Origin of the sequence: Nonomuraea sp. NPDC049625 (assembly GCF_040675285.1) — a bacterium.
Taxonomy (GTDB): Bacteria; Actinomycetota; Actinomycetes; order Streptosporangiales; family Streptosporangiaceae; genus Nonomuraea; species Nonomuraea angiospora_A.
In genome coordinates this window covers 36,610-50,209 of sequence record NZ_JBFAOQ010000019.1, presented here as the reverse complement: position 1 = coordinate 50,209, position 13,600 = coordinate 36,610, and the positions used below count along the sequence as shown (strand labels likewise).

General features: G+C 71.8%; 14 protein-coding genes. 7 read left to right on the top strand and 7 right to left on the bottom strand.

Annotation, left to right across the window (positions count from 1 at the left end; translation table 11 throughout):
• Positions 1 to 152 precede the first annotated feature (152 nt).
• From AB0J87_RS52320 to AB0J87_RS52310, 3 genes are read left to right on the top strand one after another with little or no spacing between them, the layout of a single operon-like run.
• Entirely contained in the window at positions 153 to 659 is a 507-nt protein-coding gene (locus AB0J87_RS52320; protein WP_350731891.1) for an HNH endonuclease, read from the top strand.
• Between the two features lie 47 nt (positions 660 to 706).
• Positions 707 to 1,504, top strand: a complete 798-nt coding sequence (locus AB0J87_RS52315; RefSeq protein ID WP_363980707.1) for a GNAT family N-acetyltransferase — start codon at positions 707 to 709, stop codon at positions 1,502 to 1,504.
• 4 nt (positions 1,505 to 1,508) lie between these two features.
• Positions 1,509 to 1,712, top strand: coding sequence for a zinc ribbon domain-containing protein (locus AB0J87_RS52310; protein WP_355200186.1), 204 nt, complete (start codon positions 1,509 to 1,511; stop codon positions 1,710 to 1,712).
• A 26-nt stretch (positions 1,713 to 1,738) separates the two neighbouring features.
• Here the strand turns inward: AB0J87_RS52310 and AB0J87_RS52305 are convergent, their stop codons facing one another.
• The 3 genes from AB0J87_RS52305 to ilvD all read right to left on the bottom strand — a co-directional run bounded on the left by AB0J87_RS52305 (position 1,739) and on the right by ilvD (position 5,100).
• On the bottom strand, positions 1,739 to 2,614 hold the full coding sequence (locus AB0J87_RS52305; RefSeq protein ID WP_363980704.1) for a serine hydrolase: 876 nt from the start codon (positions 2,612 to 2,614) through the stop codon (positions 1,739 to 1,741).
• Between the two features lie 67 nt (positions 2,615 to 2,681).
• A complete protein-coding gene (locus tag AB0J87_RS52300) occupies positions 2,682 to 3,176 on the bottom strand; it encodes a WYL domain-containing protein (protein ID WP_350731538.1) in 495 nt (164 codons plus the stop codon).
• Between the two features lie 85 nt (positions 3,177 to 3,261).
• Positions 3,262 to 5,100, bottom strand: coding sequence for a dihydroxy-acid dehydratase (gene ilvD / locus AB0J87_RS52295; RefSeq protein ID WP_363980701.1), 1,839 nt, complete (start codon positions 5,098 to 5,100; stop codon positions 3,262 to 3,264).
• 146 nt (positions 5,101 to 5,246) lie between these two features.
• Here ilvD and AB0J87_RS52290 point away from each other — a divergent pair, with 146 nt between their 5' ends.
• Entirely contained in the window at positions 5,247 to 7,943 is a 2,697-nt protein-coding gene (locus AB0J87_RS52290) for an ABC transporter substrate-binding protein (RefSeq protein ID WP_363980698.1), read from the top strand.
• Here AB0J87_RS52290 and AB0J87_RS52285 read toward each other — a convergent pair.
• Positions 7,940 to 8,722: a thioesterase family protein gene (locus AB0J87_RS52285; RefSeq protein WP_363980695.1), complete on the bottom strand. Its 783-nt coding sequence runs from the start codon at positions 8,720 to 8,722 to the stop codon at positions 7,940 to 7,942. The genes AB0J87_RS52290 and AB0J87_RS52285 overlap by 4 nt on opposite strands.
• A gap of 96 nt (positions 8,723 to 8,818) precedes the next feature.
• Between AB0J87_RS52285 and AB0J87_RS52280 the strand changes: the two genes are divergently transcribed.
• Positions 8,819 to 9,550, top strand: coding sequence for a TetR/AcrR family transcriptional regulator (locus AB0J87_RS52280; protein WP_363980692.1), 732 nt, complete (start codon positions 8,819 to 8,821; stop codon positions 9,548 to 9,550).
• A 49-nt stretch (positions 9,551 to 9,599) separates the two neighbouring features.
• Here the strand turns inward: AB0J87_RS52280 and AB0J87_RS52275 are convergent, their stop codons facing one another.
• The gene (locus AB0J87_RS52275; RefSeq protein ID WP_363980689.1) at positions 9,600 to 10,376 is read right to left on the bottom strand and encodes a nuclease-related domain-containing protein; all 777 of its coding nucleotides are present in this window, start codon (positions 10,374 to 10,376) and stop codon (positions 9,600 to 9,602) included.
• 256 nt (positions 10,377 to 10,632) lie between these two features.
• Here AB0J87_RS52275 and AB0J87_RS52270 point away from each other — a divergent pair, with 256 nt between their 5' ends.
• Positions 10,633 to 10,923 (top strand): hypothetical protein, encoded by a 291-nt coding sequence (locus AB0J87_RS52270; protein WP_363980686.1) that lies wholly within the window; start codon positions 10,633 to 10,635, stop codon positions 10,921 to 10,923.
• 7 nt (positions 10,924 to 10,930) lie between these two features.
• Positions 10,931 to 11,293: a DUF5130 family protein gene (locus AB0J87_RS52265; RefSeq protein WP_350731525.1), complete on the top strand. Its 363-nt coding sequence runs from the start codon at positions 10,931 to 10,933 to the stop codon at positions 11,291 to 11,293.
• Here the strand turns inward: AB0J87_RS52265 and AB0J87_RS52260 are convergent.
• Together AB0J87_RS52260 and AB0J87_RS52255 are read right to left on the bottom strand one after the other, a co-directional pair.
• A complete protein-coding gene (locus AB0J87_RS52260; protein ID WP_363980683.1) occupies positions 11,290 to 12,240 on the bottom strand; it encodes a hypothetical protein in 951 nt (316 codons plus the stop codon). The two genes, AB0J87_RS52265 and AB0J87_RS52260, sit on opposite strands and share 4 nt — an antisense overlap.
• A 50-nt stretch (positions 12,241 to 12,290) precedes the next feature.
• Positions 12,291 to 13,592 carry a protein kinase gene (locus tag AB0J87_RS52255; RefSeq protein ID WP_363980680.1) on the bottom strand — a complete coding sequence of 434 codons (1,302 nt, stop codon included), beginning with the start codon at positions 13,590 to 13,592 and terminating at the stop codon, positions 12,291 to 12,293.
• Positions 13,593 to 13,600: the final 8 nt, after the last annotated feature.

Sequence of the window (13,600 nt, the reverse complement as noted above, 5' to 3'; positions counted from 1 at the left end):
TTGGTGACAGGACGGTGCCGTGGTGACCATCCGCTGGACCGTCCGGCGGAGGTCCACGTGACGGAAGCACAAGTGCCCCAGGAGGGGCCGACAGTCGGGACATGCCACGGCATGTCCCCTTTGATACGCGCGCAGCAGGGAGAGGCTCCATGATGCGCCAGGTCCTGCTGCTGAATGCCACCTACGAACCGCTGACCACCCTTTCCCTGCACCGGGCCGTCGTGCTGGTGCTGCGGGAGAAGGCCGACGTCGTCCACCGGGACGGCAGGGGCGCCGTGCTGCGCTCCGCCAGCCACACGCTCGACGTCCCTTCGGTGATCAGGCTGCGAAGATATGTCCGCATCCCCTACCGGTCCCGCATCCCGCTGACCAGGGCCGCCCTCATGAGGCGCGACGACTACCGCTGCGCCTACTGCGGGCAGCGGGCCGAGACCATCGACCACGTCATCCCGCGGTCCCGGGGCGGCACCCACACCTGGGAAAACTGTGTCGCCTCCTGCACCACGTGCAACCACAGGAAGGCCGACAAGTACCTGGAGGAGCTGGGGTGGACGCTGCGCTTCAGCCCCGCGGTGCCACGGGGCGCTCACTGGAGGCTCATCGGCGCGTCGCTGATCGGAGACCCCCAATGGGCGCCTTACCTCGAGGCCGCGGCCTGAGATATCGCTTTGTAAGGGGTGGCCACCGCCTGACACCATGAGCAGGCATGTGGACCTTCACCTCAGATGTTGAGGAGTACGCCGCGGTCGCCGAGCCCTTCCTGCTCGGCGACCCGGTGCGCAACACGGTCGCGTTGACCGTCCTCGCCAACCTGCGCGCCGGCATGCCCGCGAAGGGTCCCCGGTTCGGCTGGTGGACGGTCGACGGCGAGGTTCGGGGCGCGGTCTTCCACACCCCGCCGCACCCGGTCGGGCTCGCCGACATGCCCCTGGAGGCCGTCGAGCCGCTCCTGGTCGCGCTCGGCGACCCCGCCGAGGTCGTGGGCAGGGTGGAGCTGACCTCCGAGGTCAAGCGGCTGCTGGGGGAGCCTGGGCGGCTGGTGCCCGAGCGGCTCTACCGCTTGGGGGCGCTCGCCGTCCCCGGCACGCCCGGACGCGGCAGGCTCGCCGCCCCCGCCGACTTCCCGCTGCTGGTCAGCTGGTACCAGGCGTTCGCCGAAGAGGTGCGGATGGGCATGGGCGACGACGTGGTCGAGTCGGTCGCGCGGCGGCTGGCGGCCCGCGAGCTGTTCGTGTGGGAGGCGGGCGAGGCGCCGGTCTCGCTGGCCGCGCTCTCCCCGGCGGTCGGCGGGGTCTGCCGCATCGGGCCCGTCTACACGCCGCCCTCGTGCCGCAGGAACGGCTACGGGGCCGCGGTCACCGCGTACGCCAGCCAGGTCGGCCTGGCCGAGCGCTGCGACCAGGTGGTGCTCTTCACCGACCTGGGCAACCCGACGAGCAACGCCGTCTACCAGTCGATCGGCTACGTGCCCGTGTCCGACTACGAGCACATGACTTACTCTTAGGCTCATGCCGCGATACGACTTCCGCTGCCGCGCCTGCGGCTCCACGTTCGAGGTCTCCCGTCCCATGTCGGCCTCCGACGACCCGGCCACCTGCCCCGACGGCCACGACGACACGGTGAAGCTGCTGTCCACGGTGTCGATGACGGGCGGCGCGGCCGCTCCGAAGGCGAGCGGGGGCGGCTGCTGCGGCGGAGGGTGCTGCTCCTAGAACGGCCTGTGACGGCCTGTGACGGCCTAGAACACCTGGGCGGCGGTGAAGGTCGCCTGCGAACGCGTCAGCTCCTCCACCGCCAGCTTGGCGAGCCGCTCGACCGTGGCGATCCCCGTCTCCATGGTCGGGCTGCGCTCCGACAGCACCGCGATGAGCACGTCGTGCCCGTCCACGCCGAGCCGGCCCACGCTGTTGATCGTCCACTGCCCGTCGTGCGCGTCCACGGGCAGCCAGCCGTTCTTGAGCGCCACGTCGCCCCCGGCCGAGCTGACCCCCCACGCCTGTGACGGCTCCACGGACGACATGAGCTTCAGCGCGTAGCGCCGGTCGGAGGCCGGCAGCGGCCCCGCGGGGTCCGTGAGCCACTCCAGCACCTTGACCTGGTCGGACGGCCGGCTGCGGGTCGTTCCCCAGTACAGCCCGGGCCCCGGCCAGGTCTGCTCGACGCCGAGCCGGCGCAGGACCCTGGTGAGCCCCTTCTGGCCGCCGACCGTCAGGTAGAGCTCGTGAGCGCAGTCGTTGTCGCTCTCGCGGATCATCTTGGAGGTGAGCGTGCGCTCGTACGCGCTCAGCTCGCCCTGCTTGCCCAGCAGGAACGCCAGCAGGATGTCCACCTTCGCCACGCTCGCCAGCACGAACGGCGTGCGCTCGCGGTAGGAGTACCTGGCGCCGGTCGTGCGGTCGTAGACGGCCAGCGCCGCGCGCCCGGGGCGTTCGCGCAGGTACTGGTCCAGCGTGCGGTCGAGAGCGCGCCGCGCGGCAACAGGCAGCACGCTCTCGACGACCACCCCGCCCGGCTGCCCGAAGGAGGCGGCCTGAGGCGGGACGACGGTTGACGGGTTTGCACAGCCGGCCACGGCCAGCAGGGCAACGACGAGCGAGATCCCCCGAACGCGCATGTGCGGGAGCCTGCCAGCCGCCACCCCAAAGGCCGGGGGCGCGGAAGGTCAAACGCCGGTCAGTTTCCTATGCGGCCCTGGGGCGCTTGCGGCGCTGGAACGGGAGGAACCGGTCGGCCAGGTGCGGACGGGACGGCGTGAGCGTGGGCTCGACCGCGATGATCCGGTCGAACCGGAACGCCCTGATCCCCCGGCGCATCCTGCACACGCCGACCAGATACCAGTATTCGCGGTGGACCAGGCACGTCACCGGCTCGACGTCGCGCGAGGTGATGATGCCGGAGGCGTCGCGGTAGTGGAGGCGGATCATGAGACGGCTGGTGATGGCGTCCGCCATGAGCCTGGCTCTGGAGGCGACCTCGACGGGCAGCGGCTCGGTCAGGGTCGTGAGCGTGGTGGCGATGACGTCGTCGTCGAGCTCCAGGTGCTCGAGTGCGTGTTGCAGGCCACGTCGTGCCGTGACGGCCTGCGGGCCCGATCCGAGGTGAGCGAGGGAGAGGGCGAGGGCGGCGATCTCGGCGGTCGTCAGCGGGCGAGTATCGTGCTTCACGACTGTCGTCATACCCCAATATTAGAGACGACGACCGACATTTTTCGAAAACCTGTGCGGCAGGCAAGGTCCTTGTCACCTGCCGCACAGGCCTTCCTTACCGGGACAGCTGGGACAGGTCGCGCGAGGCGCCCGTGGAGGCGGACGTGGTCATCGCCGCGTACGCCTGCAGGGCCGCGCTCACCGGCCGGTTGCGGTCGCGCGGCCGGTATCCGCCCAGGTCGGCCAGGAGCCGCTCGCGCCGCGCGGCCAGCTCGGCCTCGGGCACCCGCAGCTCCATCGACCGGCTGGGGATGTCGATGTCGATGATGTCACCATCCTCGACCAGCGCGATCGCGCCGCCCTCGGCGGCCTCGGGCGAGGCGTGGCCGATGGACAGGCCGGAGGTGCCGCCGGAGAAGCGGCCGTCGGTGACCAGCGCGCAGGCCTTGCCGAGCCCCTTGCCCTTGAGGAAGGACGTCGGGTAGAGCATCTCCTGCATGCCGGGACCGCCCTTGGGGCCCTCGTAGCGGATGACCACCACGTCGCCCTCCTTGACGCGCCCGCCGAGGATGCCCTCGACCGCGTCGTCCTGCGACTCGAACACCACCGCGGGCCCGCTGAACTTCCAGATCGACTCGTCCACGCCGGCCGTCTTCACCACCGCGCCGTCGCGCGAGATGTTGCCGTAGAGGACGGCCAGGCCGCCGTCCGCGGTGTAGGCGTGCTCCAGGTCGCGGATGCACCCGGCCGCGCGGTCGAGGTCGAGGTCGTCCCAGCGGTTGTCCTGCGAGTAGGGCTTGACCGTGCGCACGTTGCCGGGGGCCGCGTGCCAGAGCTCGACGGCCTCGGGCAGCACCGTCGGCGACTTCGCGTCCCAGGCGGCCAGCATGTCGGCCAGCGAGCCGCCGTTCACGGTGGGCACGTCGCGGTGCAGCAGCCCGGCCCGGTCGAGCTCGCCCAGGATGCCGGGGATGCCGCCGGCGCGGTGGACGTCCTCGATGTGGTACTTGTTCGTGGCCGGGGCGACCTTGCAGACGCACGGCACCCGCAGCGAGATCTCGTTGATCTCCTTGAGCCCGAAGTCGACGCCGGCCTCGCGGGCGGCGGCCAGGATGTGCAGGATCGTGTTGGTCGAGCCGCCCATCGCGACGTCGAGCGTCATGGCGTTCTCGAACGCGTCGCGGGTGGCGATCGAGCGCGGCAGCACCGACGCGTCGTCGTCCTCGTAGTAGCGCCGGGTGATCTCCACGAGCTGGCGGCCCGCGTCCTCGTACAGCTTCTTGCGCGCCTTGTGCGTGGCCAGGATCGTGCCGTTGCCGGGCAGCGCGAGGCCGATGGCCTCGGCCAGGCAGTTCATGGAGTTGGCGGTGAACATGCCGGAGCACGAGCCGCAGGTCGGGCAGGCGCTCTCCTCCATCTCCAGCAGCGCGGCGTCGGAGACGGAGTCGTCGGCGGCGGCGATCATCGGGTCGATGAGGTCGAGCTTCTTGCCGGGGATCTTGCCGGCCTCCATGGGCCCGCCGGAGACGAAGATCGTCGGAATGTTCAGCCTGAACGCGGCCAGCAGCATGCCCGGCGTGATCTTGTCACAGTTGGAGACGCAGATCAGCGCGTCCGCGCAGTGCGCGTTGACCATGTACTCGACGGAGTCGGCGATCAGCTCGCGCGACGGGAGCGAGTAGAGCATGCCTCCGTGGCCCATCGCGATGCCGTCGTCCACGGCGATCGTGTTGAACTCCCGCGGGATCGCCCCGGCCTCCCGGATCGCGGCCGACACCACCTCGCCGACGTCCTTGAGATGCACATGGCCCGGCACGAACTGGGTGTAGCTGTTGGCCACCGCGATGATCGGCTTGCCGAAGTCGCTCCCGGCTACGCCGGTCGCCCGGAGCAGGGCCCGGGCACCGGCCATGTTCCTGCCGTGGGTGACTGTACGTGACCTGAGGGCGGGCATTGGGCATCTCCCATCGCTAGCGAGTCTTCACATGTTACGGCCACTGCCCGGCAACTGAGACACGTGTCCACACATCGGACGGTTGGTTACCGGATCGAGCCCGAAAAAGCAGCCGTCCGCGCCCGGACTCGTGTTACAGAGATCAGATGAGCAACGGGGCAGTCATGCTCGACGACCCCGCCAGGGTCGGCAACTTCATCCACACCATAGACCGCCTGTGCCGCAGACCGGCCAGGGGCGAGGGGGTGCAGGACTCGCCGCACGTCGCCAGGCAGCCACGGCTGGCCAGGTGGCGAGGGGAAGAGGACAAGAAGCAGCACGTCGAACGGATGGGCATCCCGCTGGTCCAGCTGAGCGAGGCGGGCGACTGGCCGGAGATCCTGGCGCCGCAGGACAGGCAGGCCACGCCGGTCATCTCGCGCGGGATCCCGCGGGCCCGCCCCGACATCCAGCCGGGCGAGGGGGTGCCGAAGATCCTCTCCCGGATCGTGTCCGCCCTGCGCGGCACGAGGCTGCGCTTCCCCCGCTATCAGCTGACCGCCCAGATCGTCGAGCAGCTGGCCGAGTCGCACGGCAAGGAGGACCAGGCCCGCCGCGTGCTGCGCGAGTCCGACCGCAACTGGGGGTGGGGCGTCGACACCGCGGGCAGGGGCGCCGAACACGTCCCGTTCCCGCTCAACCTGCTGCTCAAGCTGTTACCCGGCTTCCTGCACGACCTACGGCTCAGCGGGCGCGTGCCCGGACTCGGCGGGCGGTTCCGCTGGCTGCGGCGCGCGCTGTCGGACGACGGCTCCAAGGCGCCCGGCGTCGCCGCCCTGCTGGCCGACCTGGACCCGGCCGACGAGCCGGGCGTCGCGCGGCTGCTGCTGCGCGCGTTCATGGACGACCTGAGCGGGCAGTACCGGCGCTCCCCGCTGCACGTGCGGGGCGCGGGCCACGTCTTCTACCCGCTCCTGCTGCTCAACGAGCACGGCGAGGCGCTCGTCGAGCTCGTCGAGGAGCGGCGCGCGGACCTCGGCAGGTTCGATCCGGTCGTGGTGGTCTCCTACACGCCGGACGCCGTGCTCCTGGAGGACGACGAGGATTCGGTGTGGCGGCTCATCCGCTGGCGCCGCGAGCTGGTCACGGCCGAGGACCGCGACACGTGGCGGCGGGTGCTGGACACGCCGCTCACCATCTCGGCGCCGCCCGTGCCCGCCGACCTCACCAGGTACGACGTCGCCGACCCCGCCTTTGTGCCGCTCGCCCGCGTGGCGCCGTGGTGGTCGTCCTGGACGGCCATCGCGCTGTTCTGGATGGCCCTGGCGGGCGCCGTCGGCGCGTACGCGGGCCAGACCGCCGCCTGGCACCGCAACGCCTGCGCGACCGGCCTGTGGACGCCGTGGACGGAGAGCGGCAGGCAGCTGGCCGGCACCGAGTGCGTGGGCGTGGCCGAGCCCGACTACCTGTTCTCGCCGGGCAACACCGAGATGCGGCAGGTCCAGGCCGTGCTCCAGCAGGAGAACGAGCGGGCCGCGAAGCTGCACGAGGGCGGCGACCGGCCGTACGTGACGATCGCCTACCTCGCGGCGCTCACCTCCACGGACCGGGACACGCTGGCCGCCGCCCGCGAGGGCCTGGCGGGCGTCGCCATCGCGCAGAAGCGGCAGAACAACTCCGCCGGTGCCAGCGAGCCGCTGGTCCGCATCCTCCTGGCGAACGCGGGCGGCAGGATGGAGCACGGATCGAGCATCGCCCGGCTGCTGTTGCGCCACCGCGACGAGGAGGCGCCCATCGTGGGCGTGGTGGGACTGGACCAGAGCCGCCAGGAGACCGTCGCGGCCATCCAGGAGCTGGGCAAGGCCGGGCTGCCCATGGTGGCCTCGACGCTGTCGGCCGACCGCCTCGTGAACGAGTCGCCGTTCTACTTCCAGGTCGCCCCGCAGAACTCCCGCCAGGCGTGGATGGCGGCCGCCTTCGCCGACTCGCTGGTCAAGAAGGGCGAGGTGAAGCGGCGGGCCCGGGTCTACTACTCGCACGACGTGACCGACTACTACGCCTCCAACCTCAAGGCCCGGGTCGTCGCCCGGATGGAGGAGCGCGGGTTCGCGGTGGAGGGGCTCAGGTTCACGCCCGTCGGAGGGGCCAAGCCGGGCCCCGACGACCGCAGCGACGACCCCTACGCGGGGGAGCCCAGGGACGCGGGGGTGTCGGCGTGCGGGTTCGACGGGCTGGTGTACTTCGCCGGGCGCGGGATTCCCGACTTCGCCGAGTTCGTGAAGGGGGTGGCCGACAAGTGCGCGGACGCGCCGCCGACCATCCTCGGCGGCGACGACGTCACCAGGTACGCCGCGGACGTGCGCGTCAGGTCGGCCGTCAGCGGCGTGGGCTACTACTACGAGTCGTTCGCCGCCGCGCCGAACAAGTGCGGCGAGCCGCAGCGGCACGACTTCTACGCGGCCCTGTTCGCCACGTTCCCCTTCGAGTGCGAGGAGCCGGGGCCGGGGCGGACGCTGGACGGGCACGCCGCCCTGGCCTACGACGCCACGGAGACGATGATCACCGCCATCCGGCGGCTCGGCAGGGAGCGGCACCGCGTGCCGGTGAACTCGTACACCGTCTGGCGCCAGCTCGGCACGCTCTACACGCCCGACCAGAGCGGGCACGCCATCGAGGGCGCCACGGGCGCGCTCGACTTCGGCGCGGACTCGCCCAGGCAGTACCCCCTCGACAAGGCGGTGCTGATCCTGCACGCCAAGGGGGCCGAGCGGCCGACCCAGGTCGGCCTGTGCGGCGACGTCACCCGTTCCAGCCGGAGCGAGATCTTCCCGTGGTGCGCCTCGGTCCCGGAGATCTACCGCTAGGACGGCAGCCGTACGGCGGCGAGCTGGGTCGCCTGGGCCACCAGGCGGCCCTTGTCGTCCCAGACGTGGGCAACCTCGTCCATCCGGTCGCCGCCGACGTCCGTGGCCGCCAGCCGCACCCTGATCGGCCCGGGAGCGGGCAGCCTGCGGATGTACGCCGAGAGCTGGATCGTCGGCACCCACCCGGACAGGCCCAGGTCGAACGACACCGGCGGCACCGGGTCGAGCGCCACCAGCAGGCTCAGCGGGTCCCAGTCGGAGCCGTCCGCCAGCCGCTGCCAGCTCGCGATGACGCCGGCCCGGGTGGGGGCGCCGAACGCGAAGGACAGGTGCTCGGGGACGATGCGCTCCTCGACCACGGCCATCAGCGGCACCGTGAGGTCCGTGCCCGGCGGGTTGGTGGGAGCGAGGAAGCAGTTTTCCTCGGGCGGCAGCTCGACCGGCTCGTGCGAGGACCACCAGGGGCCGGTGTCGTCCAGCAGGCCGAGCGTGATGTGCGACTCGACGCGGATGCGACCCTCCTGCACCAGCGCGGCCCTGACCTGGGCCACGCTCCTGCCGACCCGCAGCGTCTCCACCCGGGCCACGGCCTCGCCGGGTTCGGGCGGCTCGATGAAGGAGCCGCTGACGGCCGCCACGTGCGGGTGGCCCGCGCCCGCCGGGCTCTCACAGGCGGCCCTGGCGAGCACGGCCAGCAGGTAGCCGCCGTGCAGCCGGTTGCCGACGCTCCACTGGGCGTCCAGCACGGCCCCGAACTCGCCTTCGCCGCGATCGGTCAAGGCGGTCGCTTCGCTAAAATTCCCCATTTTTCAGTAAATCCCTTCCCCAGAGCCTCAGATTGACATCGTTAACCTGACGGCGTCAACCTGAGACCCATGACCACCAGACGCGTACGCGCCAGGCGCGGAGAGGGAGCGCTGCTGCGCGAGGAGATCCTGCGGGCCGCCGAGGACCTGATGGCCGAGTCCGGCAGCGAGGACGCGCTCACGCTACGCGCGGTCGCCCTGCGGGCCGGCGTCTCCACGCCCTCCGTCTACCTGCACTTCGCCGACAAGGAGGCGCTGGTCGAGGCGGTCTGCATGCGGGTCTGGGGCGAGTTCGGCCGGATGTTCAGGGAGAACCTGGGCGGCGACCCGTTCCTGGCCCTGGACAGGTGCGGGCGCGCCTACGCCCGCTTCGCCCTGGAACATCCGGTGCAGTACCGGGTGCTGATGATGCGGGCCACGGCCGGGCCGGGCGTGCCGCCGGCCGCCGCCGAGTGCTTCCGTCACATGGTCGACGCGGTCTCGGCCTGCGTGGAGACACGGGTGCTGGAGGGCGACCCCGAGGAGCTCGCGCTGGGCATGTGGTCGGCCGTGCACGGCTGCGTCTCGCTGCTGATCGCCCAGCCGTCGTTCCCGTGGCCGCGCGACAGGGAGGCGCTCATCGACCACATCGTCCGCGTCGCCGGGTTCGGCACCGCGGTGTACTCGCGCCTGCCGCAGACGCTCCCGCCGAGCGCGGACCTGGCCGTGGCCCTGGACGACTTCGGCGCGCGCCTGGCCTCGGGCGTGGCCTCGGGCGTGGAGAAGCCCCGCGGGGACGAGCCCGGCGGGGCTGGGGAATGACCGTCGGCCCGGACCCCGCCATATCGAACGGGTATGCCCGGGCCGGGGCCTAGTCTTCGCCGTAGCGGGCGGGCAGGACCTGGGCGGCGATGTCGAAGATCCGGTCGATCTCGCCGTCGGTCAGGGCCCGCTCCCGCTTGGTGATCCACTTGCGTGCGCGGTCGCCCTGGTAGACGTCCACGCCGCGGATGGTCATGATCTTCCACGGCACCGGCGGGCCGTAGATGGCGAGCGAGGGCACGACCGAGACCTCGCGGCCGAACGACTGGGTGATCAGCTCGCTGGCCTGCGACGCCTCCCACTTCGCCTCGGTGAGGCGGGCCTTCTTGTCGAAGGGGCCGTGGAAGAGCTTCTTGCCCATCTGCACCCGCACCGGGAGCCGCTTGTCCCACTTCTCGGAGTCGACCGCGTACACGCCGGTCGGGCCCACCACGAGATGGTCGATCTGGGCCTCGCTGTTGGGGATCGCCCTGGCGTGGAGCGTGCGATAGCCGCTGCGTTCGAGCTTGCGCAGCTGCGCCTCGGTGCGGCGCTCCGCCACGGATGTGCGCCGCCAGGCGGGCACGGACGAATGGGATCGCGAGCGATAGACCGCCTCGGCGACGGCCGCGATCACACCCGCGGTCACGCCCAGCCGCCAGTCGCTCACGAGGAAGCCCACCACCACCGCGACGCCGATCCCCACCAGCGCGCGGTTGCGCAGGCGGTGGAACTGCGGTTGTTGCAGCAGGCTACGCACGGACGCGCGCTCGACGGGCGCGTACGTGGAGGTGGGCGCCGAAGGCTTCGCGGCAGCGGTCTGCTCGCTCTCTGGCCGGTCGTTCACCCAGATTGGTGACGCACTGTGACCGTCTTCACGCTGGATGTCGGAGTCCACGTAACTCACCGTAGCTCGGAGATCGGAACGATTCCTAGTGTTGCCCTGTCCATAGTTTTATGGCCCAGCTCATCGTGTTCCACGCATGTTTTCGGGGTATGTTCTACGTTCTTCTCTAGAGATGTCGTCTCAAAAAAGATCTTACCTGGTGGACACTCCCAGGTGGGGTCTGGCCCGCTGCTCACATCGGGATTACGTTCAAGGTGTGCACAGCGCAGGCGAGATTCTGCTCTTTCTCATCGGGGTGTCGTTCGGGCTGTTCATCGTGATCAGCCTGCTGGTCCTGCTGCCGGGGCGCAGCGCGCAGCGCAGGGTGGAGTCCGGCCCGGTGTGGCTGGGCGGCCCGTCCAGGAGCGAGCGTGGCGTGAGCACCTCGGACCTGGTGCTGGCCGACCGGGTGGCGCACTGGGCGGACGTCCCGGAGCGCGACTGGGTGGCCGCCGCCGAGACGGCCGAGCCCGGCGGACACCTCGGCGGGGCTTCCGCGGGATGGTGATGTGACGATGCGAGGACTGACGGCCGCACAGGCCGACGACGTCAGGCGCGCCCTGCACACCGCCGAGCGGCGCAGCGGGCTGCGGTTCGGGGTGTTCCTGGGGGATCCGGTGGGCTCGCGCCGCCACTTCGCCGAACGCCTGCACGCGGCCCTGGGCGAGGAGGCCGGCGACGCCGTGGTGCTCCTCGTCGACCTGAAGGGCCGCGCGCTGGAGATCGTGACGGGGGAGAACGCCCGCAGGCGGCTGACGGACGGCTCCTGCCGGCTCACGGCGATGTCGATGGCGACGGCGTTCAGCGTGGGCGATCTGGTGGGCGGCCTCCTCTACGGCATCGGCGCCCTGGGGGAGCAGGCCACCGCCCGCCGCTAGAGGCGCTGGAGCAGGTGGACGATGTGCTCGCTGACCCCGCTCAGCAGCGTCGCGGGCTCGATGGGCGCGGCCGCGACGGCCGAGAACAGCGAGGGCAGCCCGGGCAGCGGGAACCCGTCGTCCCGCATGGCCGCGGCCCCGACGGGGTTCTTGTCGAGGGCTGCGCGGCTGCGCTCCCAGGCGTCGAGCACCTCCTCGGGCGACGGCACCCCGAACCCGTGCCCCACCGGGGCCGCGTGCCGCAGCCGGACGAGGGGGGTGTCGGCGAAGGTGAGCGCCGTGCGGGCCCGGACATGCAGGTCGGCGCGCGGCTCGGGCGCGATCCAGTCCATGGCCGTGCAGGGGTTGCGGCAGGTGGCGACGCAGACGGCGAGCGCGCCGGCGACCTGGCTGTGCTGCCGGTCGAAGTACGCGCGCCAGCCCTCGCCCGGCTCCAGGGACACCCGCAGCGTCCGGTTGGTGGCGGACTGCTCGGACTTGGTGTGGTCGCACTCCCGGTCGCCGATCACGCCGAAACGGCTGCCCGGCGCGCTCAGCCCCTCGGGCCAGCGGGCCGGGTCGCCGGCATGGCCGAGCTGGGGCTCGAACGCCAGCAGCGGCAGGTATTCGCTGGCGATGTGGACCGCGGCGATCATCGGGCTCAGCTCGCGCCGGTGCCACCGTGCGGCGATCACCTCGAGCAGCAGGCCGTACGCGGGCCGCAGCGACTCCAGCGCCCCACGCGGCTGCTCGCGCGGCGTCTGCGGCATGTGACAGGCCCGGGCGCGCCGCCGCAGGTCGGCCGGGACGCCCTTCGCCTCGGCCGCGAAGTCCTCGGCGTCGAGCGAGAGCAACCGGTGACCGAACTCGCAGACCTCGGCGACCTCCGCGGCCGGCGCGAGCGCGCCGAGATCGGCGAAGGCATAGCGGCGGGCCAGGGCGACAAGCAGGTCACGAGTCGAGTCCACCCGACGACTCTCTCACGATCGGCGAGCGGCTGAGGACACGCAAAAGACCGTCATCCCGGGCACGGGGAGCGGATGCACTGGATCTCGCCGGAAGAGTGGCTGATCGTGGGATCGGCGGTCGGGGGCTCCTCCGGACCGGCCGTGGTCGGCTCCGCCGTGGGCTCGGGCTCCGAGGTGGTCGGCGAGGGGGTGGGCGTCACGGTCGGGGTGGCGGAGACCGAGGCGCTGGGGCTCGGCACGTGCGTCACGCTGCCGGTCGCCGTCGGCTTGGGGGTGGGCGCGCGCCTGGCCGGAGGCGTGGACGGCCTCCTGGTGCTCGGCGTGGGCGGGGTGGCGGTGACCGAGGTGGCGTCCACGGTGGGCGACACCTCGTCGACGGTGGTCGCCGGGCCGGCCGGGCGCAGCCAGACGGACCCCGCCACCACCCCCGAGACGACCACCGCGACGGCCGCGGTGAGCACCGCCCGCAGCGTGCGGTGGCGGCGCGGCACGAGCGGCCGGTCGAGCGGCCGGTCGAGCGGCCGGTCCGGGGCGTCCATCGCCTTGCGCGCGGCCTCCGCCATCACGGCGGCCGACGGCCAGCGCCGGTCGGGCGTCTTCTCCAGCGCCCGCGCCACCACCTGGCGCGGCCCGGGAGGCACGTCGTGAGGCAGCTGCGGGATGGGGGCGTTGAGGTGCTTGAAGATGATCTGTACGGGTGTGTCGCCCTGGAACGGGAGCTCTCCCGTCAGGCACTCGTACGCCACCACGCCCAGGGCGTAGACGTCGACCGAGGGCGTCACGTCGCTGGCCGTGGCCAGCTCGGGGGCGCAGTAACCGGCCGAGCAGAGCATCGTTCCCGTGGCCGTCAGATGGCCGGCCGAGGCCGAGTGGGCGATGCCGAAGTCGGTGAGCACCACGCCGCCGTCGGTCCTGATCATGAGGTTGGCGGGCTTGACGTCGCGGTGGACGATGCCCTGCGCGTGCGCGGCGGCCAGCGCGTCGCCGACCTCCGCGATCAGCCGCATGGTGGCCTCGGCGCCGAGCGGGCCGCGCCGCAGGACGCGGTCGAGCGACTCCCCGCGCACGTATTCCATCACCAGGAAGCTGACCTGGCGGCCCTCGACCTCGCAGATGCCGTAGTCGTAGACGTCGACCACGCCGGGGTGCCGGAGCGTGGCCATGGCGCGGGCCTCGTTCTGGAAGCGCTGGATGAACGCCGGGCTTTCCGACAACGCGGGCATGAGCACCTTGACCGCCACCGCGCGCCCGAGAACCGTGTCGTCGGCACGCCACACCTCGCCCATGCCACCGCCGCCGAGGCGGTCGGCGAGCACGTAGCGATCATTGAGAGTGGTCCCGGCCCCTAGCACGCTACCGA